21 protein-coding genes are annotated in these 25895 nt (G+C 53.8%); 4 read left to right on the top strand and 17 right to left on the bottom strand.

Going from position 1 to position 25895, the window contains the following annotated elements:
- The first annotated feature begins 5 nt into the window (after positions 1–5).
- The 3 genes from HNR65_RS15655 to HNR65_RS15645 are packed head-to-tail and all read left to right on the top strand — an operon-like array spanning position 6 to position 2679.
- Positions 6–1301 (top strand): 3-deoxy-D-manno-octulosonic acid transferase, encoded by a 1296-nt coding sequence (locus HNR65_RS15655; protein WP_181552467.1) that lies wholly within the window; start codon positions 6–8, stop codon positions 1299–1301.
- Positions 1298–2044, top strand: coding sequence for a 3-deoxy-manno-octulosonate cytidylyltransferase (gene kdsB / locus HNR65_RS15650; RefSeq protein WP_181552466.1), 747 nt, complete (start codon positions 1298–1300; stop codon positions 2042–2044). The genes HNR65_RS15655 and kdsB overlap by 4 nt, the downstream gene beginning before the upstream one ends.
- 44 nt (positions 2045–2088) lie before the next feature.
- On the top strand, positions 2089–2679 hold the full coding sequence (locus tag HNR65_RS15645; protein WP_181552465.1) for a methyltransferase family protein: 591 nt from the start codon (positions 2089–2091) through the stop codon (positions 2677–2679).
- Here the strand turns inward: HNR65_RS15645 and HNR65_RS15640 are convergent.
- The 17 genes from HNR65_RS15640 to HNR65_RS15560 all read right to left on the bottom strand — a co-directional run bounded on the left by HNR65_RS15640 (position 2676) and on the right by HNR65_RS15560 (position 22940).
- A complete protein-coding gene (locus HNR65_RS15640) occupies positions 2676–3335 on the bottom strand; it encodes an RIO1 family regulatory kinase/ATPase domain-containing protein (protein ID WP_181552464.1) in 660 nt (219 codons plus the stop codon). The genes HNR65_RS15645 and HNR65_RS15640 overlap by 4 nt on opposite strands.
- The gene (lpxK, locus tag HNR65_RS15635) at positions 3332–4480 is read right to left on the bottom strand and encodes a tetraacyldisaccharide 4'-kinase (RefSeq protein ID WP_181552463.1); all 1149 of its coding nucleotides are present in this window, start codon (positions 4478–4480) and stop codon (positions 3332–3334) included. The genes HNR65_RS15640 and lpxK overlap by 4 nt, the downstream gene beginning before the upstream one ends.
- 22 nt (positions 4481–4502) lie before the next feature.
- Positions 4503–5600: an LPS export ABC transporter permease LptG gene (lptG, locus tag HNR65_RS15630; protein ID WP_181552462.1), complete on the bottom strand. Its 1098-nt coding sequence runs from the start codon at positions 5598–5600 to the stop codon at positions 4503–4505.
- The gene (gene lptF, locus HNR65_RS15625; protein ID WP_181552461.1) at positions 5597–6784 is read right to left on the bottom strand and encodes an LPS export ABC transporter permease LptF; all 1188 of its coding nucleotides are present in this window, start codon (positions 6782–6784) and stop codon (positions 5597–5599) included. The genes lptG and lptF overlap by 4 nt, the downstream gene beginning before the upstream one ends.
- Before the next feature lie 21 nt (positions 6785–6805).
- Positions 6806–8599 carry an ABC transporter ATP-binding protein gene (locus HNR65_RS15620; RefSeq protein ID WP_181552460.1) on the bottom strand — a complete coding sequence of 598 codons (1794 nt, stop codon included), beginning with the start codon at positions 8597–8599 and terminating at the stop codon, positions 6806–6808.
- A gap of 7 nt (positions 8600–8606) precedes the next feature.
- Positions 8607–9803 carry a lipid-A-disaccharide synthase gene (gene lpxB, locus HNR65_RS15615; protein ID WP_181552459.1) on the bottom strand — a complete coding sequence of 399 codons (1197 nt, stop codon included), beginning with the start codon at positions 9801–9803 and terminating at the stop codon, positions 8607–8609.
- Entirely contained in the window at positions 9800–10774 is a 975-nt protein-coding gene (locus tag HNR65_RS15610) for a Gfo/Idh/MocA family protein (RefSeq protein WP_181552458.1), read from the bottom strand. The genes lpxB and HNR65_RS15610 overlap by 4 nt, the downstream gene beginning before the upstream one ends.
- A 167-nt stretch (positions 10775–10941) precedes the next feature.
- Entirely contained in the window at positions 10942–11793 is an 852-nt protein-coding gene (locus tag HNR65_RS15605) for an LpxI family protein (RefSeq protein WP_181552457.1), read from the bottom strand.
- Positions 11794–11816: 23 nt separating this feature from the next.
- Positions 11817–12587: an acyl-ACP--UDP-N-acetylglucosamine O-acyltransferase gene (gene lpxA, locus HNR65_RS15600; RefSeq protein ID WP_181552456.1), complete on the bottom strand. Its 771-nt coding sequence runs from the start codon at positions 12585–12587 to the stop codon at positions 11817–11819.
- A gap of 24 nt (positions 12588–12611) precedes the next feature.
- Positions 12612–13682 (bottom strand): UDP-3-O-(3-hydroxymyristoyl)glucosamine N-acyltransferase, encoded by a 1071-nt coding sequence (gene lpxD, locus HNR65_RS15595; protein ID WP_181552455.1) that lies wholly within the window; start codon positions 13680–13682, stop codon positions 12612–12614.
- Between the two features lie 57 nt (positions 13683–13739).
- Complete coding sequence (locus tag HNR65_RS15590; protein WP_181552454.1) at positions 13740–14264, bottom strand: OmpH/Skp family outer membrane protein; 525 nt, start codon at positions 14262–14264, stop codon at positions 13740–13742.
- 224 nt (positions 14265–14488) lie between these two features.
- Entirely contained in the window at positions 14489–16744 is a 2256-nt protein-coding gene (gene bamA, locus HNR65_RS15585) for an outer membrane protein assembly factor BamA (RefSeq protein ID WP_181552453.1), read from the bottom strand.
- Positions 16745–16770: 26 nt separating this feature from the next.
- Positions 16771–17508 carry an ABC transporter ATP-binding protein gene (locus HNR65_RS15580; RefSeq protein ID WP_181552452.1) on the bottom strand — a complete coding sequence of 246 codons (738 nt, stop codon included), beginning with the start codon at positions 17506–17508 and terminating at the stop codon, positions 16771–16773.
- The gene (locus HNR65_RS15575) at positions 17501–18736 is read right to left on the bottom strand and encodes a lipoprotein-releasing ABC transporter permease subunit (protein WP_181552451.1); all 1236 of its coding nucleotides are present in this window, start codon (positions 18734–18736) and stop codon (positions 17501–17503) included. The genes HNR65_RS15580 and HNR65_RS15575 overlap by 8 nt, the downstream gene beginning before the upstream one ends.
- A gap of 53 nt (positions 18737–18789) precedes the next feature.
- Positions 18790–20289 (bottom strand): lysine--tRNA ligase, encoded by a 1500-nt coding sequence (gene lysS, locus HNR65_RS15570; RefSeq protein ID WP_181552450.1) that lies wholly within the window; start codon positions 20287–20289, stop codon positions 18790–18792.
- A gap of 103 nt (positions 20290–20392) precedes the next feature.
- Positions 20393–21718: a two-component system sensor histidine kinase NtrB gene (locus HNR65_RS15565; RefSeq protein WP_181552449.1), complete on the bottom strand. Its 1326-nt coding sequence runs from the start codon at positions 21716–21718 to the stop codon at positions 20393–20395.
- A 10-nt stretch (positions 21719–21728) separates the two neighbouring features.
- Positions 21729–22940: a type II secretion system F family protein gene (locus HNR65_RS15560; RefSeq protein ID WP_181552448.1), complete on the bottom strand. Its 1212-nt coding sequence runs from the start codon at positions 22938–22940 to the stop codon at positions 21729–21731.
- Between the two features lie 203 nt (positions 22941–23143).
- On the opposite strand from HNR65_RS15560, the gene HNR65_RS15555 reads away from it, so the two are divergent.
- Positions 23144–25834 carry a CBS domain-containing protein gene (locus HNR65_RS15555; RefSeq protein ID WP_332309039.1) on the top strand — a complete coding sequence of 897 codons (2691 nt, stop codon included), beginning with the start codon at positions 23144–23146 and terminating at the stop codon, positions 25832–25834.
- The last annotated feature ends 61 nt before the right edge of the window (positions 25835–25895 follow it).

Raw genomic sequence — 25895 nt, 5'->3', positions numbered from 1 at the left:
CAAAAGTGAACACACGAAGCCTGAAAATCGCCATTGCCGCCTATGATAGGGTCTGGCAACTGGCCATACCAACCCTGCGTCTCAATGCCCGGCTCAGGGACGGATATGCCCGGCGCCGGCTCAAAACCCCTCTACCCCCCGCCGACCTGTGGATCCAGGCCGCCTCTGCCGGTGAGGCTTATCTGGCCTGCGCCATTGCCGAGGGACTTCGGACATCCGGGCTGCGGCCGCAAATACTGGTGACCACCAATACCCGGCAGGGCATGGAGATCCTTGAAAAACATGCGGGCAAAAGTCAGGGCAAAAACGGCAAACCCGATCTGATGTGCCGCTGGTTTCCCTTTGACCGGCCGGAAATCATGGAAAAGGCCGTGCGCCAGGTCAGCCCGAAACTCGTGGTGCTGCTGGAAACCGAAATCTGGCCCGGGCTTTTGCATTCCCTGAAAAAAAGGGGCTGTCCGGCTGTGATCGTCAACGGCCGAATGACAGAAAAAAGCCTTAGCCGATACATCCGCCTGCGCCGCCTGCTCTATGCCCTGGGTCCCGAACAGGTGCTTGCCATATCGGGTGCAGATGCCGCCCGGTTTGCGAAATTGTTCGGAAGCCGCATTGTCACCCGGATGTCCAATATCAAGTTCGACCGACTACAGGTTGGCAAAGAAACGGCAGAAAGCAGTACGTTATCCAACCTGCTGCCGCCGGAGGGCAAATTTCTTGTCCTCGGCTCCATCCGCCAGCCCGAGGAACAGCAGGTCCTGGAGATGATTCAACAGATCCGAACGGCCAACTCCGATCTGACCATCGGCCTGTTTCCCCGACACATGCACCGGATCGACTTCTGGAAGTCCGCCCTTTCCCGAATAAAGGCCAAATGGGCCCTGAGATCGGATTTAAAAGAACCCGCCGAGCCCGGCCATATCCTGCTGTGGGACACCTTTGGTGAACTTTCGGATGGCTACAGCGCCGCAGATGCAGTGTTTGTGGGCGGCAGCATAGCGCCCCTGGGCGGTCAGAATTTTCTGGAACCCCTGGTTCACGGTGTGCAGCCGGTTATCGGGCCGCACTGGGACAATTTCTTTTGGGTGGGGGAAAGCATTTTCCGTCAGGGCCTGGTCTTTAAGGAGATCAACTGGCAGAAGGTCTCAGCCCGGCTGTTGCGTCAGCTTGAAACCCGGCCTGACCGCCGTGAAATCAAACACCAGGCCCGGCAGTATATCCAAAGCCGGCAGGGTGGCACATCCCAGGCCTGCCAAACCATTGGTGCCCATCTGAAACCCCACAACTCAGGGAAAAAATCATGAATTTATCCCCTCCCGTGGAATGCTGCGGCGTAATTCCGGCGCGATACGCCTCCACCCGGTTTCCGGGAAAGCCTTTGGCGCAAATCCGGGGAAAGCCCATGTTCTGGCATGTATATGCGCGGGCCCGGCAATGCCCGGAATTGCAGCATGTGGTGGTTGCCACAGACGATGAAAGAATTTTCAGTGCTGCAAAAGCCCTGGATGTGCCCGTGGTGATGACCCGGGATGATCATCAAAGCGGCACGGATCGGGTTCATGAGGCTGCAGACCGGATTGGAATCCGTAATAACGGGGTTGTGGTCAATATCCAGGGCGACGAACCCCTGCTGGATCCGGACATGCTGTCCGCGCTGATCCGGCCGTTTGCAGACCCGGAAATGGCGGTCACCACCCTTGTCCATTTCCTGGAACCTGAAGCCGCGCAAAACCCGGACCGGGTCAAGGCCGCTTTTGCTCCCAACGGGCGGGCATTGTATTTTTCCCGCGCGCCCATCCCCCATCCCAGAAATGCACAAAGCGCCGCCTATTTCTGTCATATCGGCCTGTACGGATTTCGCAAATCCGCGCTGGATCAATTTGTCAGTTTGCCGCCGGGCCGGCTGGAGCAAATTGAAAAACTGGAACAATTAAGACTTCTGGAAAACAGCATTCCCATTCACGTGGAAATCACCCATGGAAAAAGCCTCAGCGTGGACAGCCCCGGGGATCTGGAGAAAGTCATTGCCGAATTCAATCAATTGTAAACATTTAACAAACCGGGACGCCAAGTCCCTGGAAAGGTTTTCTCATGAGCAACACCGTATTTGACCGGATCAATGAATTGTTTAACGACCGAAAGGCCCGGAAAACGTTTTTGAAACTGCGCTTTCCCCTCATGGCGGTCTTGTTTGTGCTCATGCTGCCCCTGCTGGAAAAACAATGGTTTCTGCCGGGCCTGATCGTCTCTGTTGCCGGAGAAATGCTGCAGCTGTGGTGTTTTGCCACCATTAAAACCAAAAAGCAGCTGACCACGGGCGGGCCCTATATGTTTGTCCGCAATCCCATGTATCTCGGCCGCTTCTTTCTTATTTTCGGCATCTTGATGGCAACCGGCAGCCTTTTGATCCTGATTGCCTACTCGGTTATCTATTACTTTTACATGGTCAACCGGGTCAACCGGGAAGAACAGCTGCTGGCCGGGCTTTTCGGCCAGGATTATCAGCAGTACCAGCGCGATGTCCGGCCCTATCTGCCCACCTTCAACAAGCGGTTTGACGCATCCCGGCTTTTTGTTTTTGACCGCAGAAGCTTTGCCGACAACCACGGGGTGCGCAACCTCACAGCCGTGGGCATCTGCTGGCTCATTGTCCTGTTTTTCACGTTTGTCCGCCCCCTTTAGCGCCGGCGTTTTTTCATGTGCTCCAGGGGATAGCCCTTAAACACCCAGATAAAACGCCTGCGCTCAATGGCCTGCAATCTGGATAGACGAGAGGCATCCATCAAGTCAGGCCTCAGCTTGTACCAGGTTTTATAAACCCCGGACAGGTCGATTTGCTTGAGCATGCGCCCCAGTGCAGGGGGCATGTGACGCACATCCAGGCTGGACTGGAAATCAAGCAGCGCCGGCCGGCCGTCTGAGCGGAGCATGATATTTCGCCGGTTCCGGATGTCGAGATGCACCATTTTGCGCTGGTGCATCCGGCGGACCAGGTGTTCCAGGTCTGAAAAAAAATTGGACGGAATCTCCTCAGTCCGCACATGGCGAAGGGTTGTACCGTTCACGTACCGATATCCCAGGGCTTGGCCATCGCGGAGAAACGGCTTTTCGGGGATGCCGTCAATGCCCTGGAGGCGGACCAGGGCCCGGTATTCGCGCATTACCATCCACCGTCCCCAGGTTCCGGATACCAGCGGCGGGCATCCGGAAAAATCCTTGACCACCCATTTGCTGCCCTGCGCGGAAAAGCAGAACAAATCGGCATTTGCCCATCTGCCTTTTGACAGCAATTCCAACTGTTGCTCATCTGTTTCAAATATAGGACTTCGCTGCTTCATGATCTGCTTTCCAATTTTGTTTCCAGCAGCTTATGACGCAGCAGCGCAACAAACCCGGACTCGTCATTGTTTAAAAACCGCATTTCCACACCCATTACCACCAGGGGAATCCCTGCGGGCAGCCGGCCGGCAATGCGTACAAAATCCTTTTCCGTGGTCATCAGGCAGTCTGCGGACTCAGAGATGGCCTTTTGTTCAATTTTCTCCAGATCCCTGGTGGAATAGCAATAATGATCCGGATACTCTGCAAAACCCGCCAATGAACCAACATATCCCGAGAGCATGTTTAAAAACTCCTGATTTCTTGCGATTCCGGAAAAAGCAAAAACCCGGGCGGCACCCAGGAAGGACAAATCCTCAGAATATCCTCCTGAAATCTCCTCCCCCAAACAGTCGGCCTGCCCATAAATACCGGACAAAAACGGCACATGGTCGGCACGGAACACAGGGACATGCCCGGAAATCATCTGCGGCAAACTTTCCCGGGCCTCCCGGCTTTGGCTGCGGGTTAAAATCACGGCATCTGCTCGCTTAAGCCCGGATGCCGGTTCCCTGAGGCTCCCCCGGGGCAGAACATGGCGGTTTCCCAGCGGATGGGCGGCATCAAGCAGCACCAGATCCAAGTCCCGGTGCAGCCGCCGGTGCTGGAAAGCGTCATCTAAAACAATCACATCCGAATCAAAAGCCGCCACGGCCCGCATGCCGCTTTGAAACCGATCCCTGCCCACCAGCACCGGCACTCGCTTTAAAACACTGGCCATCATAAATGGCTCGTCTCCGGCTGCGGCACAATCAGCAAACAAATGATATCCATCAGTGACGACAGCTCCGGCTTTTTCCGCCTTACCCCGGTATCCCCGGCTGATCACAGCGGGCCGGTAGCCCATCTGCCGCATCAGCCGCGCCATGTACAGGGCCATGGGGGTTTTGCCCGTGCCACCGGCCGTGATATTGCCAATGGATACAACCGGACACGGCAGGCGGCGAACCGATAAAAGCCCCTTGTCAAAGCCGCTGTTGCGAAGCCTTACAGCCCCGCTGTAAATCCTTGAGGCCGCATAAAGCACCCGGCTCAACGCATCCGGATTGCTGTGACGGCAATCGGTTCTCACAGCATCGGCCTTGTGTTTTAATTTTTCAAACATGTTCTTCTGCAATTGCCCGCATCTACTCCAGATTCAACAACATCACAGCCGTGGCCAGGCCAAACATTGCATTGGCACACCAGGGCGCAAGCCACGCCGGCAGCATTCCGCCATAACCCAGCGACAGGCAGAAGCTGTAAACTGACCAGTATACAAAGGCAATGACAATGCCGTATGCAAAACTCACTGCCATGCCGTCACGGGTCGTGCCGCCCAGGGCAACGGCCGCTCCCATCAAACTCATCACCAGGCATACAAGGGGGAAAGCGGTCTTGGCATGAAAATCAACCCGGTAACGGGTGGCGTCATAGCCTTCGGACTCGGCCTTTTGGAGATATCGTCCCAGGGCGATAAAATTCATCTCCCCGGACTCACGGGCCACCCTTTTGAAATCTTTAGGGGAAAACGCCAGATCCAACTGTTTTTGCTCGTACTGCCGGACCTGCGACGGGCCCCTGGATTCAAAGCCCCCGCCATCGGCCGCACCACCTCTAAAGGATTGCTCCATGCCGCCTGTCAGTTCCCAGTGGCCCTGATCATACCGGGCAGACAAAGCATCTATCCGCCGCACCAGATTAAACTCACGGTCCAGAAAGTAAATGGTCATCCCGGAATATGTTTCATCGCCGGGACGATAGTATTTCACATGCACAATGTTTTGCCCTGAACGGATCCAGATATTTTCCCGGGGCACCGTTCGGGGTGTCTCATCGCCGGCTTCGGCAATCCGGTTGGCTTCTGAAACGCTGATGGGCACCACCACCTCGGAGAACATAAACAAGAACACCGATACCAAAGCACCCATGGCCGCAACCGGCACCAGAAGGTAAAACACGCTGATGCCGCTGCTTTTCAAGGCAATGATTTCATTGTTTTTGTTCATCAGGCCAAAAATGATCAAGACGGTCAGCAACACCCCCACGGGAGTGATCTGGGATATGATCAAGGGGATTTTGAGCAGGAAAAAAAACGCAATTTCCGCCACCGGCACCTGATCTTCAATAAAATTGTCGATTCGTCCCAGAAAATCAACTGACAGGTAAATGGCCACCACCATGACCAGGACCATGGAAAAATATCGCACAAAAGCAGCGGTAATATATCGATGGATAATGCTCATGGCTTTGTCCTGCCCGCCAAAAACCCCCGGATTCGGCCCACTGCGAAAGCAAACCCGGACTGCAGCCCAACCGGCTCATCTTTTGCTGTCTTCACCAGCATATAAAGACCCAGGACTCCCATGATCCCGTTTGGCGCCCATAAGCCTATCGCCGGGTGAAACCGGCCGCTTTCACCAAGCACTGTGCCGGCTGACAAAAGCAGATAATAGAGCAGAAAGCAGAGCAGACCCATTCCCAGGCCGGCTGACTTCCTTGCCGACACGGACATGACCCCAAGCGGCAGGGCCAGAAGCCCCATGGCAATGCAGGCAAAAGGGATGGAAAATTTCCGGTGCAGTTCCAGAAGAACCGAATAATAACGTTTATCCCGGTTTTCTGCAGTTTTTATATATTCGCGCAGTTCGGAAAAACACATTTCCTTCTCATCTTTGCGCCTTGATCCCATATTCGTACCAGACCCGGCGATATCCAGCCGGATATCATAGGTCTTGAAATTCGTGGCATGCGCCCCGCCCCGTCCGGGTTCAACCTGGCTGATGACGCCGTCATAAAGGCGGATCACAAACGTATAGTCATCGTTTCCCTTCAGCAGATCGCCTTTGGGGGCGATGATGGTACTGCTGGTCTGGCTTTGCCGGCTGTCCTGGATCAATACATCATTGAGTTCACGGGTCTTCATATCCACATTATTGACATAAAAAGTCAAACCGGCAAAATCGTCGTTAAAACGACCTTCGCTCATTCCAATGTTGAAATTGGAGCGCACCACTTCCATGGCTGTTTTTTCATAAGCGGATTTGCCCCAGGGCATGCCCCAGCCAGCCATGGCCACAGTAATCAAAAAACCACAAGCCGCAAACAAGAGCACCGGCGGAATCAGGCCATAGAGGCTGACTCCGCCGGCCTTGAGGGCAACAATCTCATTGTCGGCCGACATTCGTAAAAACGTCAGCAAAATGCTCATCATCACGGACATGGGAATGATATAGACGAGAAAGTAAGGCATGGAATAAACAATCATCAGGAAAAACACGGACAGATTCACCTGGTAGTTGACAATCATGTCCGTAATATCAAGAATCTCGCTCATCAAAAAAATAAACATGAAAAACACGAGATTGATCACAAAGGGCGGGATCAGTTCCTTGAAAATATACCGGTTGACAAGGGTGTATGGCTTCATGGGATGATGAATTCCATGTGTTTACCGGGATGCGGGATTTTTTTGCCCGGCTGTGTCAACCGGGTCGGAAAACTGCTGATAATAAAACCGGGAATATTCACCCTTTTGCTTCAACAAATCTGCATGCGTGCCCTGCTCCGCGATCCGGCCGCCGGAAAGCACGATGATGCGGTCTGCACCCATGATGGTTGACAGCCGGTGGGCGATCACAAAAGAGGTGCGCCCCTGCATAAGATTTTCCAGGGCTTTCTGCACCAGATGCTCGGCCTCTGAATCCAGGGCCGAGGTGGCCTCGTCAAGGATCAATATCGGCGCATCCTTTAAAAGAGCCCGGGCAATGCATATGCGCTGCTTTTCCCCCCCTGAAAGCCGGCTTCCCAGTTCCCCGATCACTGTATCCATTGCCTTTGGCAGCTTGTTTATAAAATCGGCGATATAGGCGGCTTTGGCCGCCTCCCACACTTGCGCCGCAGTGGCATCAGGGCTACCGTAGGCAATGTTTCGGCCAAGGGTGTCGTTAAACAAAATCGGTTCCTGGGTGACCAGGCCAATGCGGCTGCGCAGGTCTGCCACAGCCAACTGACGGACATCTGTGCCGTCAATTTTCACGCTGCCGGCCGTGACATCATAAAATCTTGGAATCAGGTTGACCAGGGAGGTTTTTCCCCCGCCGCTGGTGCCAACGATTCCCAGGCGCTCACCAGGACGGACCTCCAGGCAAATGTCTTTTAAAACGGTTTCATCCGGGCTATAGCCGAAAGACACGTTTGCAAAGGCCACCCTGTGAGGCGGTTTCGGCAGGGCAACAGGCTCGGCCGGATCCGTGATATCCACTTCCGTCTCAAGGACGTCAAATATCCGATCTGCGGCAGCCAGCCCCTGCTGCACGGCATTGTTTAACCGGGTCAGTTTTTTTACAGGGGCGTACAAAAGCATCAGCGCGGTCATAAATGAGAAAAACGTGCCCGGGGTCATTTGCTCATTGATCACCGCGTATCCGCCGTACCAGATCACCACTGCCACACCGACGCCCCCTAAAACCTCCATGACCGGCGAGGTCAGGGCCTTGGTCCGGAACGTTTTGACCTCGTAGCGAAAAAGCGTGCGATTTTTTTCAAAAAACCGGGATTTTTCCTCTGCCTCCGTGCCAAAGGCCTTGACGATCTTGTTGCCCGCAAAGGTTTCGTGCAGAAAGGCGTTCAAATCCGCCATGGATTCCTGGCTCCTGGTGCTAAACCGCCGGATCCGGCGGCCGAATTCGGCAATGGGGAAAAAGGCCACGGGCAAAACAATAAGTGCAATCAGGGCAAGCTTCCAGCTTTGGTAGAAAATCACGAAGATCAGGCCGAAAATGGTAAACACGTCTCTTAACGCGCCGGTGACCGCATTGGATACCATGGCCTTGATAATATTGACATCATTGGTGATCCGGCTCATCAGCACCCCGGTTTTTTCCTTTTGAAAAAACATCAGGGGCAGGTCGGATATCTTGTCGTAAAGACTGTCCCGCAGCTGACGGATGATGCTTTCGCCCACGTAGTGCATCAGAAACTCCTGGCCGTACATGGCCGCAGCCCTCAGCAGGTAAAGCACAATCAGGGCAATGGGAATGATCATCAGCATGGTCTCATCTTTTTCCATGAAGATATCATCGAGCATGGGCTTGACGAGAAACGCTGTGGTTGAAGTGGTTGCCGCAACCACAAGCATGCACACCATGGCCATGGCCAGTTGGGGCCAGCTTCCCCGGATATATCCTATCAGCCGGTGGTGCCGGCTGCGCAGGGGCAGTTTGGAAATAATGGGGGGTGTCATAAAGAATTTAAACCCTTCCGGCCGGCGTTGCCGCCGTTTTTCGATAAATCAGGGAAAGGGCAATGTTTGCCGCCTTTTCCGACGCCCCGGGCTCGCCCAGCATGGCGCGCACGGTTTTGAGCCGGCGGCGCAGAGCCAAAAGCGCGGACCTGTCAGAAAGCAAATCCCGCACCGTACGGGCAATGGTTCCCGGATTGGCATCCTGCTGAATCAACTCGGGAACCACCCGCTGGCCGGCAATAATGTTGGCAAGACCAATATGATCGACTTTCACCAGCATTTTGCCCAGCATGTAGCTTAAATTGGAAATCCGGTACATGATGACCATCGGGACCCCGAAAATAGCGGCTTCCAGGGTGACGGTTCCCGAGGCGGCCACCACCAGTGTGCATTGCTCCAATACTCCTGCAATTTCTCCGGATTGCAGCTTCATATCAATCCGATCCCGCCAGGGCTGTATCCAGTCTTCCAGCCACAGGGGATCAATACCCGGGGCAACCGAGACTATGAATTCAACACCTGGCAGATCTTCTGCCAGCCGGCCTGCTGCAGCAAGCATAACTGGTAAATTTCGACGGATTTCGCTTTTGCGGGAGCCGGCAAGCAGACCCACCACCGTGGCAGCTTCGGGCGCCGACTCCTGCCCGGAGTTGTTGGCCGGTTCCTGCCAATGCTTCTGCCCATAATGATCCAGAAGCGGATGACCCACAAAGGTTACCGGAACCTGCCAAGTCCGGTAAAAATCCGCTTCAAAGGGTAGAATCACAGCCATGTGATCCACCCGGCGCTTGATTTTTTTGACCCTGGAACGCCGCCAGGCCCAGATCTGCGGGCTAATGTAATAAAACACTTTTATGCCGTGCTTTTTGGCAAATCCGGCCATGTGCAGGTTAAAATCGGGAAAATCGATCAGGATCAGAAGATCCGGCATCCGCCGCAGCATCTCCCGCTTGACGCGCCCGGCTTCGCGCAGCACCACGGGCAGTGCGGAAAACACCTCGGTAATACCCACCACCGAGAGCTGTCCGGCGTCCACGAGAATCTCCACGCCAGCGGCCTGCATCTGCGGACCGCCGATACCGCAGACATGCAGATCCGGCTCCTTTTTTGCCATCTCGGCCACCAGCCGGGCTCCGTGATGGTCCCCCGAGGTTTCGCCGGCGATGATCATGACCTGTTTTCCGGTCAAATCCTGTGTTTTCATGAACCCGATCCCCTGACCCGGGCCATGGCGTCATTGATCTGACCGGTGATATCCACGGCCACTTTCAGGGCATCCCGTCCCATTCGACCTGAAACCTCGGGCTCGCCCCGCCGGGCCACGACATCCACAAAAGAGCCGATTTCATCGGCCAGGGCATCGGCTGCGGCAAATGACTGCTGCTCCATCATCATGCCGGGCACCGGGCACTGCTCTTCACCGGAGCCGGGCCGGATATGGGTGATGGCGCGATTGGCAAAATCAATGGAAAAATAGCCGTCAGGCTGAAAAATCCGGATTTTTCGCTCATTTTTGTTGGCAATCCGGCTTGCAGTAACATTGGCCACGGCGTTGTTGTCAAATTCAATATGGGCATGGGCGATATCAACCTGATCAGTGACCACGGATGCGCCCAGGGCATGGCAATAGCGGATATTCGCTTTAACAAAATTAAAAATCAGATCAATGTCATGGATCATCAAATCATGGACAACGCTGACATCCGTACCCCTGGGCTGATAAAGGCTGAGCCGCTCGCACTGGAAAAACAAGGGGCGCACCACCTGATTTCGCACAGCCACCACCGCAGGGTTAAAGCGTTCCAGGTGTCCCACCTGAATAATGCACGCTTTTTTTTCAGCCAGGGCAATGAGTTCATCGGCTTCGGCCACCGTGCGGGTGATGGGCTTTTCAATGAGCACATCAACACCCTGGTTTAAAAAGTCCTTGGCAATTTCATGATGCAGATGCGTGGGCACGGCAATGCTGACAGCATCCACCTGACCGAAAAGCTGCCGGTAATCGGCAAACGCCCGGGTACCGGTTTTTTCGGCCACTGTTTGGGCCTGAGCTGGATCCGTATCCACAACACCGGCCAGGTCAACACCTGGATGATTGCCGTATTTCTCCGCATGAAACTTGCCAAGATAGCCAACGCCCACAACTGCGGCACGGATTTTTTGCTCCGGATTCATTTTTGACACACTCGTAAAAAGTCGATTTTCAGATGGCGCCGTAAAAAGTTCAAGATCAAGGCTTGCGCGATTTCGAAGAATGCAGCGTACTTATCCGTACGTGAAATTCTGAGAAATCGCGCGTAACGCAGATATTGGACTTTTTACGGTGCCATCATTTTTATTGTTCAGCCTTGTTTTTTTTGAGATTGTTCCTGCATATCCGCAAGGGCTTCGATGGATATCCCGTATTGGTCCGCCAGTTTTACCATTTCCTCCCTGTCAAACACAAGCGAGCGGCCGGCTTCCACTATCAGCACCCGGCCCCCGCATTCATGCATGATTTCAATGGTCCGGGCGCCGACTGCCGGCACGTCAAAACGAAAATCCTGGATCGGCTTGCAGACCTTGACCACAACAGCATTGCCCCGTCCCAGCCCGCCGCCCCTTTTGATTGTGGCATCGGTTCCGTCTATGGCCTCCACGGCCAGCACTGAACCGTTTTCCACAACAACGCACTGACCGATATCCAAAGCGCCAATGGCCTTGGCCTTTTGCCAGCCAAGGAGGATATCGCTGCGCTCTTTTTTGGATGGTTTTTTCCGGGTCCAGCATCCGGGACGGGCCAGCAGTTCAGGCAACAGAAAAGTCGATGACCGGACAATGATGCCCTCTTTTTCCAAAAACCTGGCAAAGGCCCGCAAAAGCCTGTCATCATGGGTGTCCTTGCGCACCGCTGCCAGCAGGGAAAGGGCCTTGATGTCCGGGCGGATTTCAGAAGCGGCCCGCGGTTTTTGGATGGCTCCCACCATGACCGCTGACTGCACCCCGTGTTTGCGAAAAAAACGGGTTAAACGACCCACCTGGCCCAGGTGCAGAACCTCCATGGCGGCCACATGCCCGGCCAGTGCCGGGTCGGTCTCATGGTGGAAGGCGGCTGCAAAAACTTCGTAGCCCCGGGCGGCGGCCTTTTTTGCAAACAAAATCGGAAAGGGGCCGCTGCCAGCGATCAATCCGATTCGGTTTTCCGCCAGTGTCATAAATGGTTTTCCGCTTGATTGCCTTACCGGGTGATTCCCCGTTGGGTATTGCGTATGAAATCAACCAGGTTAAGCACTTCCGGCGTATTTTCCACCTCGGCCAGCACACGCTCCACAGCCTCGTTGACAGTCAGCCCGATACGGAAAATAATGCGGTAGGCTTTTTTGAGCTGGGCAATGCAGTGCTCGGAGAACTGATGGCGCTGTAGCCCCACCTTGTTTAATCCATGAAGGTTTGCCCGGTCGCCTGCTGCAATCAAATACGGCGGGATATCCTTGACAACGGCGGATTTACCGCCGATATAGGAATACTCGCCAAGGCGGACAAACTGGTGAACCGCCACAAGACCGCCAATGGTAACGTGATCGCCGACAATCACGTGGCCGGCAAGAGTGGCGTTATTGGCCATAATCACGCCTCTGCCGGTAATGCAGTCATGGGCCACATGGGTGTAGGCCATTAAGAAATTGTCCTCCCCGATACGCGTGACCCCGCCGCCGAATTCCGTGCCCCGGTTTAAAGTGACAAATTCCCTTATAATGGTGTTGCGCCCGATTTTCAGATAGGTCTGCTCCCCTTTGAACCGGATGGCCTGGGGAACGGCCCCGATTGAGGCATACTGGTAAACCTGGCAGTCCGGCCCAATGTCCACATACGAATCAATGGTCACATGAGAACCGATCCAGGTCCCTGAGGCAATGGAAACATTGGCCCGGATAATCGAATAAGGGCCGATTTCTACATCTTCGTCGATTTCTGCTTCAGGGTCAATAATTGCAGTGGGATGAATCATATTTTTCCACAACTCCGGGTTTGACTAATTGTTATCTTCGGCTTCATTGCCGGCCATTGCTTTTTCCAAGCTTTCCAGGCGACGCTGCATCGCTGTGACCTGCCTTTTCATCTCCGGCAGCCGTCCCAGGGCCTGCTGGACCCGCAGCCACTGGCTGTGGGGCATTTCCGGGGTGCCGGAAACGGTTTTTCCGGGCGCCACGTCCCTGGCCACACCCGCCTGGGGACCGATTACCGCCTTGTCGCCGATTGTCAAATGCCCGCCGATACCGGCCTGGCCCGCTATAATGACGTTTCTGCCCACCTTGGTACTTCCGGCGATTCCCACCAGGGCCACAATGATGGTATGCTCGCCGATTGTGACATTATGGGCGATATGCACATGATTGTCCGTCTTGACGCCCTGCCGGATCCATGTCCGGCCAAATGTGGCCCGGTCAATGGTATTGGATGCACCAAGCTCCACATCATCATCGATCTGAACAATTCCGGTCTGCGGGATTTTCACGTGCTGTCCCTGTTCATCAGGGGTATAGCCGAATCCATCCGCGCCGATCACCGATGCCGCCCCTACAATCACCCGGCTGCCGAGCACGCAATTTTCCAGGATGGAAACATTGGCCAGAATATGCGTATCATCGCCGATGCAAACTCCGTCACCGATAAACACGTTCGGATGGATCACCACGCGCTCGCCGAGGGTCACATTGTTGCCGATAAAGGCAAGAGGCGCCACAGCCGTATCCCGGCCGGCAACAAAATCAACCCCGATGACGGCCTTTTGGCTGATACCTGAAAAGCAAGGCGTTTGCGGATAAAAATACTGCATGATCCGGGCAAAGGCGAGCCTGGGATTGTCCGATAAAATCAGATTTGCCGAAGCCGGCCCGGAAAAACTGCGCGGCACGATCACCGCACCCGCACGGCTGTCTTTGACCCGGCTGCACAGCCGGGCATTATCTGCAAAGGTCACAGCCCCGGGACCTGCCTGGTCAAATGGCACAGCGCATGTGACCGTGGTGCCGGCATCGCCGTGGATATCCTCAGTGCGGGCTGAAATGATTTCCGCCAGCTCTGCAAGGGTTAGGGAACTCATCTGCCGGCTCTCCGCTGACGGGACAACCCTTCGGCCGCCGGACGGCCGCGGATTTGTTTATGCAGGATTTCGCTCATTGTACTTACGGATAATCTTATCGGTCATGTCAATTGCACTGGGATAATAAACCGCCGCATTTTTTTCAATAATGAGCAGATAGCCTTCCTTTTTCCCGATTTGCTCGGCCAGTGCCAGGATCTCGTCACGAAGCGCTCCCACCTTTTTGGACTGCATCTGCCGGAACTCGTTTTCATATTCTCTTTGCCTGGACTGGAGGTCATATTTTTTAATCTCCAGTTCCCGCTGTTTTTGCTGGCGTTTTTCCTTGCTCATCACCATCGCGTCCCGGGAAAGCTGCTTGTCGAGCTCCTCGATCTCCTTTGCCATCTCCTGAAGTTCGGATTCCATTTGACGGCCCTTTTTCTGGATCTCTTCCTGGACCTTCTGGCCGGCTTCAGATTCGCTGATCACCTTCTGAAAGTCAATCACTCCGATTTTGGCCACATCTGCCGCGCCTGCCGGTCCGGCGGCAAGAAACAGACACGCCAGCATCGAAATTGCAAGTATTTGTATTGCCTTCATTGGTCCCCCTTTAATTCTTATATCCATCCACAATCATCCACGCTTTAACATTGATGGCACCGTAAAAAATCCAATATCTGCGTTACGCGCATTTTCTCAAAATTTCACGTACGGCTAACTACGCTGCATTCTTCAAAATTGCGCAAGCCTTGATCTTGAACTGTTTACGGCACCATCTAAAATCATACTTTTTACGATTCCATCAACATTGAACATTGAACCTTCTAGAACGCCCCTCCCATGGAAAACTCCCAGCGTCCGGAGTCTTCTATATATTCTCCCTGCTCATTTTTCCGCCGGTCAAGCACGTAGCCGCGTTCCAGCCGGATGGGCCCAAGGGGCGAATACCAGCGGATGCCGAATCCCGCACTTTCACGCAATTCGCCCAGATCCACGGATTCATCCTCGCCGTATACATTACCTGTATCATAAAACAGCACTCCTGTTAAACCCGCATCTTTGAGCAGGGGAAATATAAATTCCACGTTAAATTGCACAAACTTTTCACCGCCGATCCGGTTGCCATTCTCATCAAAGGCGCTGACATCCCGCCAGTCAAACCCGCGCAGGGAATTGATCCCGCCCAGATAAAATTTTTCATAATCCGGCAGCAGTTTATCGCCGGTCTCTTTGACGTATCCGCCTTCGGCATGGAGAAATCCAACGGTGTCCCAAAACAGGGGAAAATATTTGCCGGCCTCAGCCGTGGATTTGACAAAACCCACGTTTCCGCCCAGACCCGCATATTCCACGCTTAACGAATGGCGGGCCCCTTCAGTGGGGTTGATGATCCGGTCCCGTGAGTCATAAACCACACTGGCGGTCACGCTGCTTGTGGTATACCGACCTTCGTCAATGGTATTTCTGAAATCTTCGAGGATATCGTCGACCTCGCTGACATCATAACCATAGGACAAATAACCCCGCACGTCATCATAGAGGGGATAGCCGAAGCGAAGTCTGCCGCCCTTGCTGTCAAGCTCATAGTCATCATAGTCCCGCTCCCAGTTATAGGCTTCGGCAGAGGCAGACAACGGAATGTCAAAAAGCCAGGGCTCGGTAAACCGGAACCGGAAATGCTGGGATTCGCTTCCGGTCTGCAGCTGCAGTTCAATTTTCTGCCCCTTGCCCAGAAAATTGCGTTCGGAAATCGATCCCATGATGTAGAGCTTGTCAATGGCGCTGTAGCCCGCCCCGAAGCTGAAACTGCCAGTGGCTTTTTCCGTAACGTCAATGTTTAATCGCATCCGGTCTTCAGAGGAACCCTCAAGGGTCTGAACATTGACATCCTCGAAATAATCCAGGCGATGAAGATTGCGCACAGAGCGTTTTAAATCGCTTGCGCTGTATTTTTCCTGTTCGTGGACTTCCAGTTCCCGACGAATGACCTTGTCCCGGGTTTTGGTGTTGCCCTCAATGACAATTTTTTCAAAATATACCGGTTCATTTTTCTGCATCCGGAAAACGATATCCATGACATTTTCTTCCGAACGGGGATTCATGCCCGGCCGCACATCAGCCCGGGCGTAGCCTTCATCAGCATAGATATCAGTGAGGCGGACCACGTCATTTTGCAGCACCTGGCGGTTGTAATACGGCTCCTGATCAATGGAGACGCTTTGGGATAGCTCTCCGGCCGGTTTAAGCAAATCCCCTTCAAAACGGACATCCCCGACTTTAAATCTGGGTCCTTCATGGATTTTCATGGTCACGTAAATCCAGTCGCCCTCGTATTTTACCACCGGTTCCCCAACCCGGGCACGGGCATAGCCGTTGTTCTGGTAATGGGCCTCGAGCCGGGCAGCATCCTGCTCAAGCTTCTGCATATCCAGATCCCCGGAGGAGGTCAGCCAGGAGAAGAAACCCTTTTCAGAGGTTTTCATTATTTTCTTAAGCTGTTTATCCGAATAATCCTGGTTGCCCTCGATCCGGATCTCTTTGATCCGTACCTTTTTGCCCTCTTCGATGACAAACTCCAGGTCAGCCTGATTGTGGTCAAGCTCCTTGATGTTGTAATCCACCTGCGCGTTGTGGTAATTTTTTTCTTCATAAAAGGCCTCAATGGCCTTAATATTTCGCTTGATCCGATAAATATTGAGAATGGCGCCTGTAGAAATATCGATCTGTTCACGAATTTCCTCATCATCAAAAAAGCGGTTTCCCGACAGGGTGATGTTTCGCAGGGTGGGTTTTTCCTTGACCGTAAAAACGACAACATTGCCGTCTTCCTGCTGCTCTGCGGCCACACGCACATCATCGAAATATCCCATGCGATAAATGGCCTCCAGATCCTCGGAGAGCCGGCTTTCATCATAGACGTCACCCGCCTGGGTACTAATGGCCCTGAGTATGGCATCATCTTCAATCCGCTGATTGCCCTCAACTTTTACCTGCTGCACCACTGTCTCTGCTTCCGCCGGCACAATCATGGCCGTCAGGATGCAAAGCAAAACAACCGCTGTCCAGATTCCTGTTCGCATGGTTTTATTATCCCGTCTTTTCCGGCTTATTCGATTGACTCAAGCCTGCCGCTGACAATCTGCATTCTGCGCTGCATCATTTCTGCAAGTGCGGCGCTGTGCGTGACAACAATCATGGCCATTCCCATTTCCCGGTTCAACTCCACCAGAAATTCATGCACCTGAGCACTGTTTTTCCGGTCCAGGTTGCCGGTGGGTTCGTCGGCCAGCAGGATATCCGGGTTTAACACCAGGGCCCGGGCCAGGGCCACGCGCTGTTGTTCACCGCCGGACAAATCGCCGACGCGATGTCCGAGCCGGTCCTGCAGACCCACCCGCACCAGTATGGCCTCGGATTTATCCCGAATCTCCTTCTTCTGCATGCCGGCAATCAAGCCCGGCATCATCACATTCTCAATACTGGTGAATCCGGAAAGCAGGTAGTGAAACTGAAATACAAATCCGATCCGGGCATTTCGGAATGCTGCAAGTTCTGAATTGCTTAACCCAAAGACATCTGCACCCTGATAGCACACCCGCCCCTGATCCGGCGGATCCAAGGCACCCAGCACATGGAGCAGGGTGGACTTTCCCACCCCGGATTCCCCCACCACAGCCATGGTACTGCCGGGGTCAAGACACAGGGACAAATCGTTTAAAACCTCGATACGGCTGCCCTTATCCGTAAACCGCTTGCACAGCCCGGAAACTTCCAGCAGGGGGCCGGTTGGCGCCCCTGCTTTATTGCCGCAGGGACCGGTTTTTGAAACATCTGTGTCAGCCATGGCGCAGTGCCTCCACCGGGTTTATCCGGGAAGCTTTTGCCGCCGGATACAAAGTAGCGCCCAAACAGATGCCCAGGGCCGCGGAAACAATGATGGCCACGTCTGTCCAGCGCACCTCCACGGGCAGGGTGGTGAAATAATACACATCCCCGGGAAGCTGAACAAACTGGTAATGCTGTAGCAGAAAACAGCCCGTCAGACCCAGGACCGTGCCCAGAACCGTGCCGATTGTGCCGATGACCAGGCCATTGAAGACAAATATTTTCCGAATGCTGCGGTCTGTTGCGCCCATGGCCTTTAAAATGGCAATGTCGCGGGTTTTGCTCATCACCATCATGATCAGGGTGGATGCAATGTTAAAGGCCGCCACGAGAATAATCAGGGTCAGGATGATAAACATGACGGTTTTTTCCAGTTTCAGGGCGGAAAAAAAATTGCGGTTCATTTCCATCCAGTCCATGGTCCAATATGGAAAGCCCAGATTTTCCTGAATTTTTTCGGCGATCCGGTCCGCCCGGTAAATATCGTCGACCCGGATGCCGATACCGGTGACCGCATCGCCGATGCGCAACAATCCCTGCGTGGCCTCCAGGCGCGTATAGGCCAGTGATGCGTCATATTCGTAAAACCCGGATTCAAAAATTCCCTTGACCACAAACCGTTTCATTGACGGCATGTGCCCGGCCGGGGTCACCATGCCCCGCGACGATATCAGATAGATGACATCTCCGGTTTCCGCGCCCAGACGCCGGGCCAGATTTTTGCCAAGGACCAGGGGCGGGGTTTCTGTATTGCTGTCCCGGCTTTGGCCGGGGGATAATTTCTCCTTTAATTCCTTCCGGGAAAGGCCGATGATGTGAGATCCTCCGGCTTCCGGATCCAGGCCCCGTAAAACCGCACCCGACATGCCCGAACCCGAACGAAGCATTACCTGGGTTTCAGCATAGGGCATAACCGATTCCGTCAGACCGCTTGATTCCAGGCGGTCAATCACCGAAGCGTATTCCGGTATGGAACCCTCGTGATGATGCAAAACAACATGGGGCTCCACACCCAGGATCTTGGTCTTGAAATAGGACTCCGCCCCGGTCATCACGGCAATGACAATCACCAGCGCCATAACCCCCACCGTGACCCCGGCAATAGAGAGCACGGTGATAAAGGATATAAAGCCGGTCTTTTGCCGGGACTTCAAATACCGGCTTCCGATAAAATACTCAAATTTCATTTGCATTCCAAAATGCCGCGCTTTGCTGCCTGCTGTCTGAAATCCGCATTGGACTATCGGGTATCTGCAAACTTCAGATGCGGAAAAAGAATCACATCCCGAATGGAGGCCGAATCGGTGAGCAGCATGGCCAAACGATCAATGCCCACGCCTTCTCCGGCTGTTGGCGGCATGCCGTATTCCAGCGCCAGAATATAATCTTCATCCACACGGGCCTCGTGGTCCTCGAGTTCCCGGCTTTCCACCTGGCTGACAAAACGGGCTTTCTGATCCACGGGATCATTTAATTCCGAAAAACCATTGGCGATCTCCCGGCCGGCAATAAAAAGCTCAAAGCGCTCTGTTATTTCGGGATTTCGGGCGCTTCGCCGGGACAACGGCGAGACCTCAACCGGATAGCCGGTAATATAGGTCGGCTGAATGAGATTGGGCTCAACCAGGTGGTCAAAAACTTTTGTGATCAGTTTGCCCATGCTGATATCGTCTCCCGGGCCCCGGTCCAGGGAAATTTCATTGTCTTTGGCAAAAGCCATGAGCCCGGCCTTGTCCGACAGCAGCGCCGGATCCACACCCCCCACGGAAGTCAGGGCATCCAAAAGATCCAGACGCTGGTAGGGTCCGCCAAACTCAATCTCCCGGCCCTGGCAGAGCACTTTTGTGGCTCCGGTAACAGCCCTGGCCGCAGTCTCAAACATCTGCTCTGTGAAAACCATTAGATCTTCGTAGGTGGCATGGGCCTGATAGAATTCCAGCATGGTAAATTCAGGGTTATGCTGGGTGGAAACACCCTCGTTTCTGAAATTTCGATTGATCTCAAACACCCGTTCAAATCCGCCCACCACGAGACGTTTCAGATAAAGCTCCGGTGCGATGCGCAGGTAAAGATCCATGTCTAAGGCATTGTGATGGGTCTTAAACGGCCGGGCATCCGCCCCGCCGGCAATGGGCTGCATCATGGGCGTTTCCACTTCCAGAAACTCCCTTTGCGTCAAAAAATCCCGGATTTCCCGGATCAGGCGGCTACGCTTGACAAATACGTCGCGCACCTCCGGATTCATGATCAGATCCAGGTACCGCTGACGATACCGTTTTTCCGGATCCTTTAGACCATGGAATTTTTCCGGCAAAGGACGATAAGACTTGGCCAGCAATTCAAATTGTTCTGCCAGCAGTGTCCACTCCCCGGTTTTTGTCACAAAAAGGGTTCCCTGCAGACCGATAAAATCACCGATATCCATCTTTTTGAAAAAAGCATAGGCATCCCCGCCCACCCGGTCCTGGCGGATATAGGCCTGCATCTGGCCAGTTCGGTCCCGAAAGCGGATAAATGCGGATTTGCCAAACCGGTTGACCGCCATCATGCGTCCGGCTGCCCGCACCACGGTCTTTGCGCCTGTCATATCCTCGTCTTTGTCAGCCACGCTTTTTAAAATACCCGCCACTGTATGCGTAACAGCAAAATCGTTGGGAAACAGCTCCACACCGGCATCCTTGAGAGCCTGAATTTTTTCCCTTCGCTTTGCAATGACATCCGTTGCCTGATTCTGCGCCATGAATGCTCCCGTTTATTTAAATGATTAAGGGGCTTGCTATCCCATTTACCAATTGGTGTCAAGGGTTTTGCCGGGCGCGGCACAAAGCGGAGGCGACCGCTGGTCAGTCTCCGGCCACCCCCGGAGCAGCCGGCTGATGGGTCGGCAAGCGAAGGGTCACAGCAGTGCCGGCACCAGGAGTACTTTCCATATGCACCAACCCCCCGTATGCATTGATAAGCTGCTGGACAATGGACAACCCCAGCCCGGTGCCCCGGGATTTGGTTGAAACAAACGGGTCAAAAACCCGGGCGAGCATGTCCCGGGAAATGCCACTGCCGGTATCGGAAATATCAATGCATGCCTGATTCTTCCGGCAAGGGTAAAGCCGGATTTCGATCACCCCGCTGCCCTCGATGGATTCTGCTGCATTATTGAGCAAATTCCACACCACCTGCTTGAAGTGCTCCGGATCTATGCGCACAAACAGGCCTTTTGACAAATCCATGCGCACGTCAATACGGGCTCTGTGGCCGGGATTGGACTTAAACAGGGTGGTGATTTCGGATACGGCCCGCTCCAGATCAATGACTTCGGCTTTTCCCACCCCGGGGCGGGAAAACATCAGAAAGTTGGTAACCAGTGTCGAAAGCCGGTCGGCTTCCCGAAGCGCAATCTGCATGAGCCGCTCCTGGGCCGGGTCATAAGGGAGCTGATCGCGCAGCAGCTGAATCGAACCACTCAGGGAAGCCAGGGGATTTTTGATCTCGTGGGCCAGGCCGGCGGCCATCTCCCCCACTGCGGCAAGGCGCTCCACCCGTTTCATTTGGTCTTCCATGGCCCACAGATCCCGCTTGGCCGTTTTTTCCTGCTCAGAGAGAAATCCGCTCAAAAAGGCCACGGCATAAAAGGCTGCAATGGTAAACAGCAGCTTGTATATCACATAAGGCCAGTCATAATTGTCAATCAGGAACTGGGCGTCATCACCAAAGGGCCGGAGAAGGCCATAGTACTCAAGGTCGATGAGAATCCCGTACTGGATGGCGCAAAGCGTGGCCGTCACCATCCCGCCGCGGCGGTAGATGACCATGGTGGCATAAACAATGACCACCAGATACATAAACGCAAAGATGCTTGAGAATCCGCCCGTGATCAATATGATCAGACTGACCGCAACCGTGTCTGCGGCTATCTGGAGGTAGGCAAACAAGACCAGACTTCTGATCCGGGGCAAGACCAGGAGATAGCCTGCAGAAAGCAGCAACAGCCCTATGCCGAGCAGCATGAGCCAACCCAGGGAGCCGTCCGCCAAGCCAAGATGCACCGCCGGCCTGGAATCTGCGGCAAATGCCGATCCCAGCATCACCAGCGCAAACAGGCCCCGGAAAAAAATCAGCCATCTAAGCTTTCGATACAGATCCTGTTCCGGCTTGGTGCGGGAAATAATCATTGATTCCCGTTTATCCGGAAATGGCTCCTGCCATCTTGAATATGGGCAGGTACATGGATACCACCAGCCCGCCAATCACAACACCGAGAAACACCAGCATAAACGGCTCAATCATTGAGGTGAGGTTCTCAACCGCCTGATCCACCTCCTCTTCATAAAAATCGGCAATTTTCTCCATCATGGCGTCAATTGCACCCGTGGATTCACCCACCGCGATCATCTGGCACACCATGGGCGGAAACACCCCGGTTTCAGAAAGGGGGTCGGCAATGGTCTGTCCCTCGGCAATGCCGGTGCGGACCTTGTAAACAGCGGTTTCAATGCTTTTGTTGCCAGCGGTCTTGGCCACGATGTCCAGGGCTTCCAGAATGCCCACGCCACTGGCCAGCATGGTCCCCATGGTCCGGGTAAACTTGGCGACTGCGACTTTTCGAATCAAAATACCGATCACCGGCAGGCGCAGGGTCAACTCATCGATCATGGCCCGGCCTTTCTCGGTCTTATAAAACCGCCGGAAGGCGAATATCACCAGCACAATCCCGCCGATAATCCACCAGATCTTGCTTTGGACAAAAAAGCTCATGGCAATGACCGCCTGGGTGGGTGCGGGCAGCCCCTGGCCGAAACTGGCAAACATTTCCTCAAACACGGGAATTACAAACACCAGAATCACGGCCACCACCAAAACCGCTATAATCAGGGTAACAATCGGGTATGTCATGGCCCCCTTGACCTGGGCCTTGAGGCGGGCGGCCTTTTCCATGTAAACCGACAGCCGACGCAAAATCACATCCAGAATACCGCCGGCCTCGCCTGCGGCCACCATGTTGACAAACAAAGAGTCAAAGTGATCGGGATACTTTTTCAGAGAATCGGCCAGGGTCTGGCCGCCTTCCACCGACTCCTTGATATCTTTTAACATTTTTTTAAATGTCAGGTTTTCCTGCTGGGACTGAAGGATGTCCAGGCACTGGATAATGGGCAGGCCGGCATCGATCATGGTGGAAAACTGACGGCAGAAAATGATGATGTCCTGCTGCTTGACCTTGGGCTGGAAAAAAGAGATGTTTTCCAAAAGATCTTTCGGCTTTTTTTTCAGCTTTGTCGGCACGATGCGCTGCCTTCCGAGCACTGCCCGGACTTCCTGTTCAGTGGCAGCCTCGATCTCCCCTTTGCGGACCTGATTGTTGCGGTCCTTGCCCTCCCATTGAAAAACAGGCATGTGTTTCCCCCTTGACTTCTTGGTTCAGGAAATATGTCTCATTTTACTCAGATAAGCCTGGCGATGGATCACGCTTGTGGCATAATACGCCAATTTTACTTTTACGGTTGAAAAACACTGATTATCATAATAAAGACTAAAAAACAAACATTTATATCAATCTGCGGCAATTGGCCGCTGTCTTATGGATACAGGCAGGCAACGTGACAAATACAGAGAACCGATCCGATCCGCTCACCCTGATTACTACCCACACCAATGCCGATTTTGATGCCGTAGCATCCATGCTGGCCGCCCAGAAGCTCTATCCGGGCTCGGTGGTGGTATTTCCGGGTTTTCATGAAAAAAGCATGAAAAATTTCTTTGTCAGCACTATGGCCTACTTGTTTCAAATGGCTGATTACCGGCAGATCCAGCCGGAACAGGTGGGCCGGCTGGTGATTGTGGACACCAAGCAGGCCGGCCGCATCGGCGAACTTGAAGAACTGCTCAACCGCACCGGCATTGAAATCCATGTATATGATCATCATCCCCAGCTGGAAAATGACATCCGGGCCGACTTTGAGATGCACAGGTCCACCGGCGCCAATGTCACCATGCTCGTTGATTTGATCCGCGAACAAACCATCGGCATCAGCCCGGATGAAGCAACCGTGATGTGCCTTGGCATCTATGAGGACACCGGGGCATTTACCTATCCATCTACCACCCAGGACGATTTCGCGGCAGCCGCATTTCTGCTCGGCAAAGGCGCCAGCCTGACAACCATATCCGACCTGATTGCAAAGGAGATGGATTCCGAACAGATCGCCCTGTTAAACGACATGTTCCGGGCGGCCACACACTACCCGATCAACGGCAAAGATGTCGTGATCACAACGGTCTCCAGGGACGAATACATTCACGACCTGGCCTTTCTGGTCCAGAAAATGCTCCGCATTGAAAACCTCAGCGCGGTTTTCGCCATTGCGCTGATGAAAAACAAAATTTATATCGCCGCCCGCAGCCGGACCCCGGATGTTGACGTTGGCGCCATCATCCGGGAAATCGGCGGGGGAGGACACAGCTTTGCAGCAGCCGCCTCCATAAAAAACAAAACCCTGGCCCAGGTTGAAAATCGGATTATTGACCTGTTAAAGACCCATGTCCGGTCCACCCAACAGGCAAAAGACATTATGTCGACTCCCGCCATTACGGCACCGCACGACATCTCCTGCGAAAAAGCCCGCCAACTGCTGTCGCGATACAATATAAACGCGCTTCTGGTGATGGGACCGGAAGACAGAAAACAGCGCCTGGCCGGGTTTATCACCCGGCAGGTAATTGAAAAAGCACTGTACCACCACCTTGATGAAATTCCCATCAAAGAGTACATGACAACGGAATTTGCCGTGGTGGCGCCTGAGGCCGACATTTCCGAAGTCCAGGAAAAAATTATCGAAAACAAGCAGCGAATACTGCCGGTGGTCGACAACGGGCATGCAATCGGTGCCATCACCCGCACAGATTTGCTCAACACCCTGATTTATCATAACCAGCAGGAGCAGCAGGCCGGCCATTCCGCCGAACCCCCGGCCGAATCCCGCCAGCCCAAGACCAAAAGCGTCTCCGGATTTCTCAGGGAACGGCTCAACGACGATATCCTCGACATGCTCCGCCGCATCGGCCGGGTGGCAGACGCCCATGGATTTTCCGCATATGTTGTGGGCGGCTTTGTGCGCGACCTTTTTTTGTATCGGCACAATGAGGATATCGACATTGTCATTGAAGGAAACGGCATCGAGTTTGCCAGGGCCTTTGCCAGAAAGGAAGGCGCACGGGTAAACGCATACGACAAATTCGGCACCGCTGTGATCATTTTTGCAGACGGGTTTAAAATCGACGTGGCCTCGGCCCGGATGGAATACTACAAATTTCCGGCTGCACTTCCCACAGTAGAAATGAGCTCCATCAAACTGGATTTGTTCCGAAGGGATTTTACCATCAATACCCTGGCCATTTTTCTCAACCCGGACAAATTCGGCCGGCTCATTGACTTTTTCGGGGGCATGCGGGACATGAAGGAAAAGGCCATCCGCATCCTTCACAATTTGAGCTTTGTGGAAGACCCCACCCGGGTTTTTCGGGCCATTCGGTTTGAAAAGCGCTTTGATTTCTCCATTGGCAAGCTTACCGCCGGACTGATTCACAATGCGGTGAAAATGGATTTTTTTAAGCGCTTATCCGGCCGCAGAGTGTTTTCCGAACTCCGCCACATCCTGGAAGAACAAAATCCGATCCCGGCCCTGGTTCGCCTGGAGGATTTCGGTCTGCTCAAAGTCATCGATCCCTCCATCCGGATGAACAAAGCCCTCCGGCAAATGCTGGATTCGGCGCGAAACGTCCTGTCCTGGTATGTCCTGCTCTACAGACCGGAAGAATGCCGCCAGTGGATCGTCTACTTTCTGGTTCTGACCCGGCATGCAGACCAGGAAAAGGCCCAGGCCATCTGCCGGCATTTTGAACTGGCCCCCAGGCATGAAAAAATTTTCATCCAGGAGCGGGCCGAGGCCGAAACCTGCCTGTACCGGCTCAGCCAGGGACTGCCGGATAAAAACAGCCGGCTCTACGAAGAATTAAACGGGCTGCGCATGGAACTGATCCTCTACATGATGGCCGTGACCAGCCGGGATGATGTGCGCCGCGCCATTTCTTTTTACGTCACAGACTTGAAAGATATTCGGATTTCGGTTAAGGGTAAGGATTTGCAGAAAATGGGGCTTTCGCCCTCGCCTCTGTTCGGCCGGATTCTGCGGACGTTGCTGCGGGAAAAGCTCGACGGCCGGCTCCAAACCCGGCACGACGAACTGGAACTTGCCCGCCGCCTGATTGATGGCCGGGAAACTGCCGGGTAAGCCGGTTTTCCCGACCGGAAACCGGCGGATTCACCCCCAAAAAAACAAACAAGGACCCGGA

This window comes from Desulfosalsimonas propionicica, from assembly GCF_013761005.1.
GTDB classification, from domain to species: Bacteria; Desulfobacterota; Desulfobacteria; order Desulfobacterales; family Desulfosalsimonadaceae; genus Desulfosalsimonas; species Desulfosalsimonas propionicica.
This window is presented reverse-complemented; position numbering and strand designations above follow the sequence as displayed.

Excerpts from the sequence above, each read along its gene's own strand:
- HNR65_RS15590 (WP_181552454.1), bottom strand. The coding sequence starts at position 14,264 with ATGAAGGCAATACAAATACTTGCAATTTCGATGCTGGCGTGTCTGTTT.
- bamA (WP_181552453.1), bottom strand. The coding sequence starts at position 16,744 with ATGCGAACAGGAATCTGGACAGCGGTTGTTTTGCTTTGCATCCTGACG.
- lpxK (WP_181552463.1), bottom strand. The coding sequence starts at position 4,480 with ATGTTTGAAAAATTAAAACACAAGGCCGATGCTGTGAGAACCGATTGC.
- HNR65_RS15605 (WP_181552457.1), bottom strand. The coding sequence starts at position 11,793 with ATGACACTGGCGGAAAACCGAATCGGATTGATCGCTGGCAGCGGCCCC.
- HNR65_RS15580 (WP_181552452.1), bottom strand. The coding sequence starts at position 17,508 with ATGGCTGACACAGATGTTTCAAAAACCGGTCCCTGCGGCAATAAAGCA.
- HNR65_RS15560 (WP_181552448.1), bottom strand. The coding sequence starts at position 22,940 with ATGCCTGTTTTTCAATGGGAGGGCAAGGACCGCAACAATCAGGTCCGC.
- HNR65_RS15620 (WP_181552460.1), bottom strand. The coding sequence starts at position 8,599 with ATGACACCCCCCATTATTTCCAAACTGCCCCTGCGCAGCCGGCACCAC.
- lpxA (WP_181552456.1), bottom strand. The coding sequence starts at position 12,587 with ATGATTCATCCCACTGCAATTATTGACCCTGAAGCAGAAATCGACGAA.
- HNR65_RS15575 (WP_181552451.1), bottom strand. The coding sequence starts at position 18,736 with ATGAAATTTGAGTATTTTATCGGAAGCCGGTATTTGAAGTCCCGGCAA.
- HNR65_RS15610 (WP_181552458.1), bottom strand. The coding sequence starts at position 10,774 with ATGAATCCGGAGCAAAAAATCCGTGCCGCAGTTGTGGGCGTTGGCTAT.
- lpxD (WP_181552455.1), bottom strand. The coding sequence starts at position 13,682 with ATGAGTTCCCTAACCCTTGCAGAGCTGGCGGAAATCATTTCAGCCCGC.
- lpxB (WP_181552459.1), bottom strand. The coding sequence starts at position 9,803 with ATGAAAACACAGGATTTGACCGGAAAACAGGTCATGATCATCGCCGGC.
- lptG (WP_181552462.1), bottom strand. The coding sequence starts at position 5,600 with ATGAGCATTATCCATCGATATATTACCGCTGCTTTTGTGCGATATTTT.
- kdsB (WP_181552466.1), top strand. The coding sequence starts at position 1,298 with ATGAATTTATCCCCTCCCGTGGAATGCTGCGGCGTAATTCCGGCGCGA.
- HNR65_RS15565 (WP_181552449.1), bottom strand. The coding sequence starts at position 21,718 with ATGATTATTTCCCGCACCAAGCCGGAACAGGATCTGTATCGAAAGCTT.
- lysS (WP_181552450.1), bottom strand. The coding sequence starts at position 20,289 with ATGGCGCAGAATCAGGCAACGGATGTCATTGCAAAGCGAAGGGAAAAA.
- HNR65_RS15645 (WP_181552465.1), top strand. The coding sequence starts at position 2,089 with ATGAGCAACACCGTATTTGACCGGATCAATGAATTGTTTAACGACCGA.
- lptF (WP_181552461.1), bottom strand. The coding sequence starts at position 6,784 with ATGAAGCCATACACCCTTGTCAACCGGTATATTTTCAAGGAACTGATC.
- HNR65_RS15640 (WP_181552464.1), bottom strand. The coding sequence starts at position 3,335 with ATGAAGCAGCGAAGTCCTATATTTGAAACAGATGAGCAACAGTTGGAA.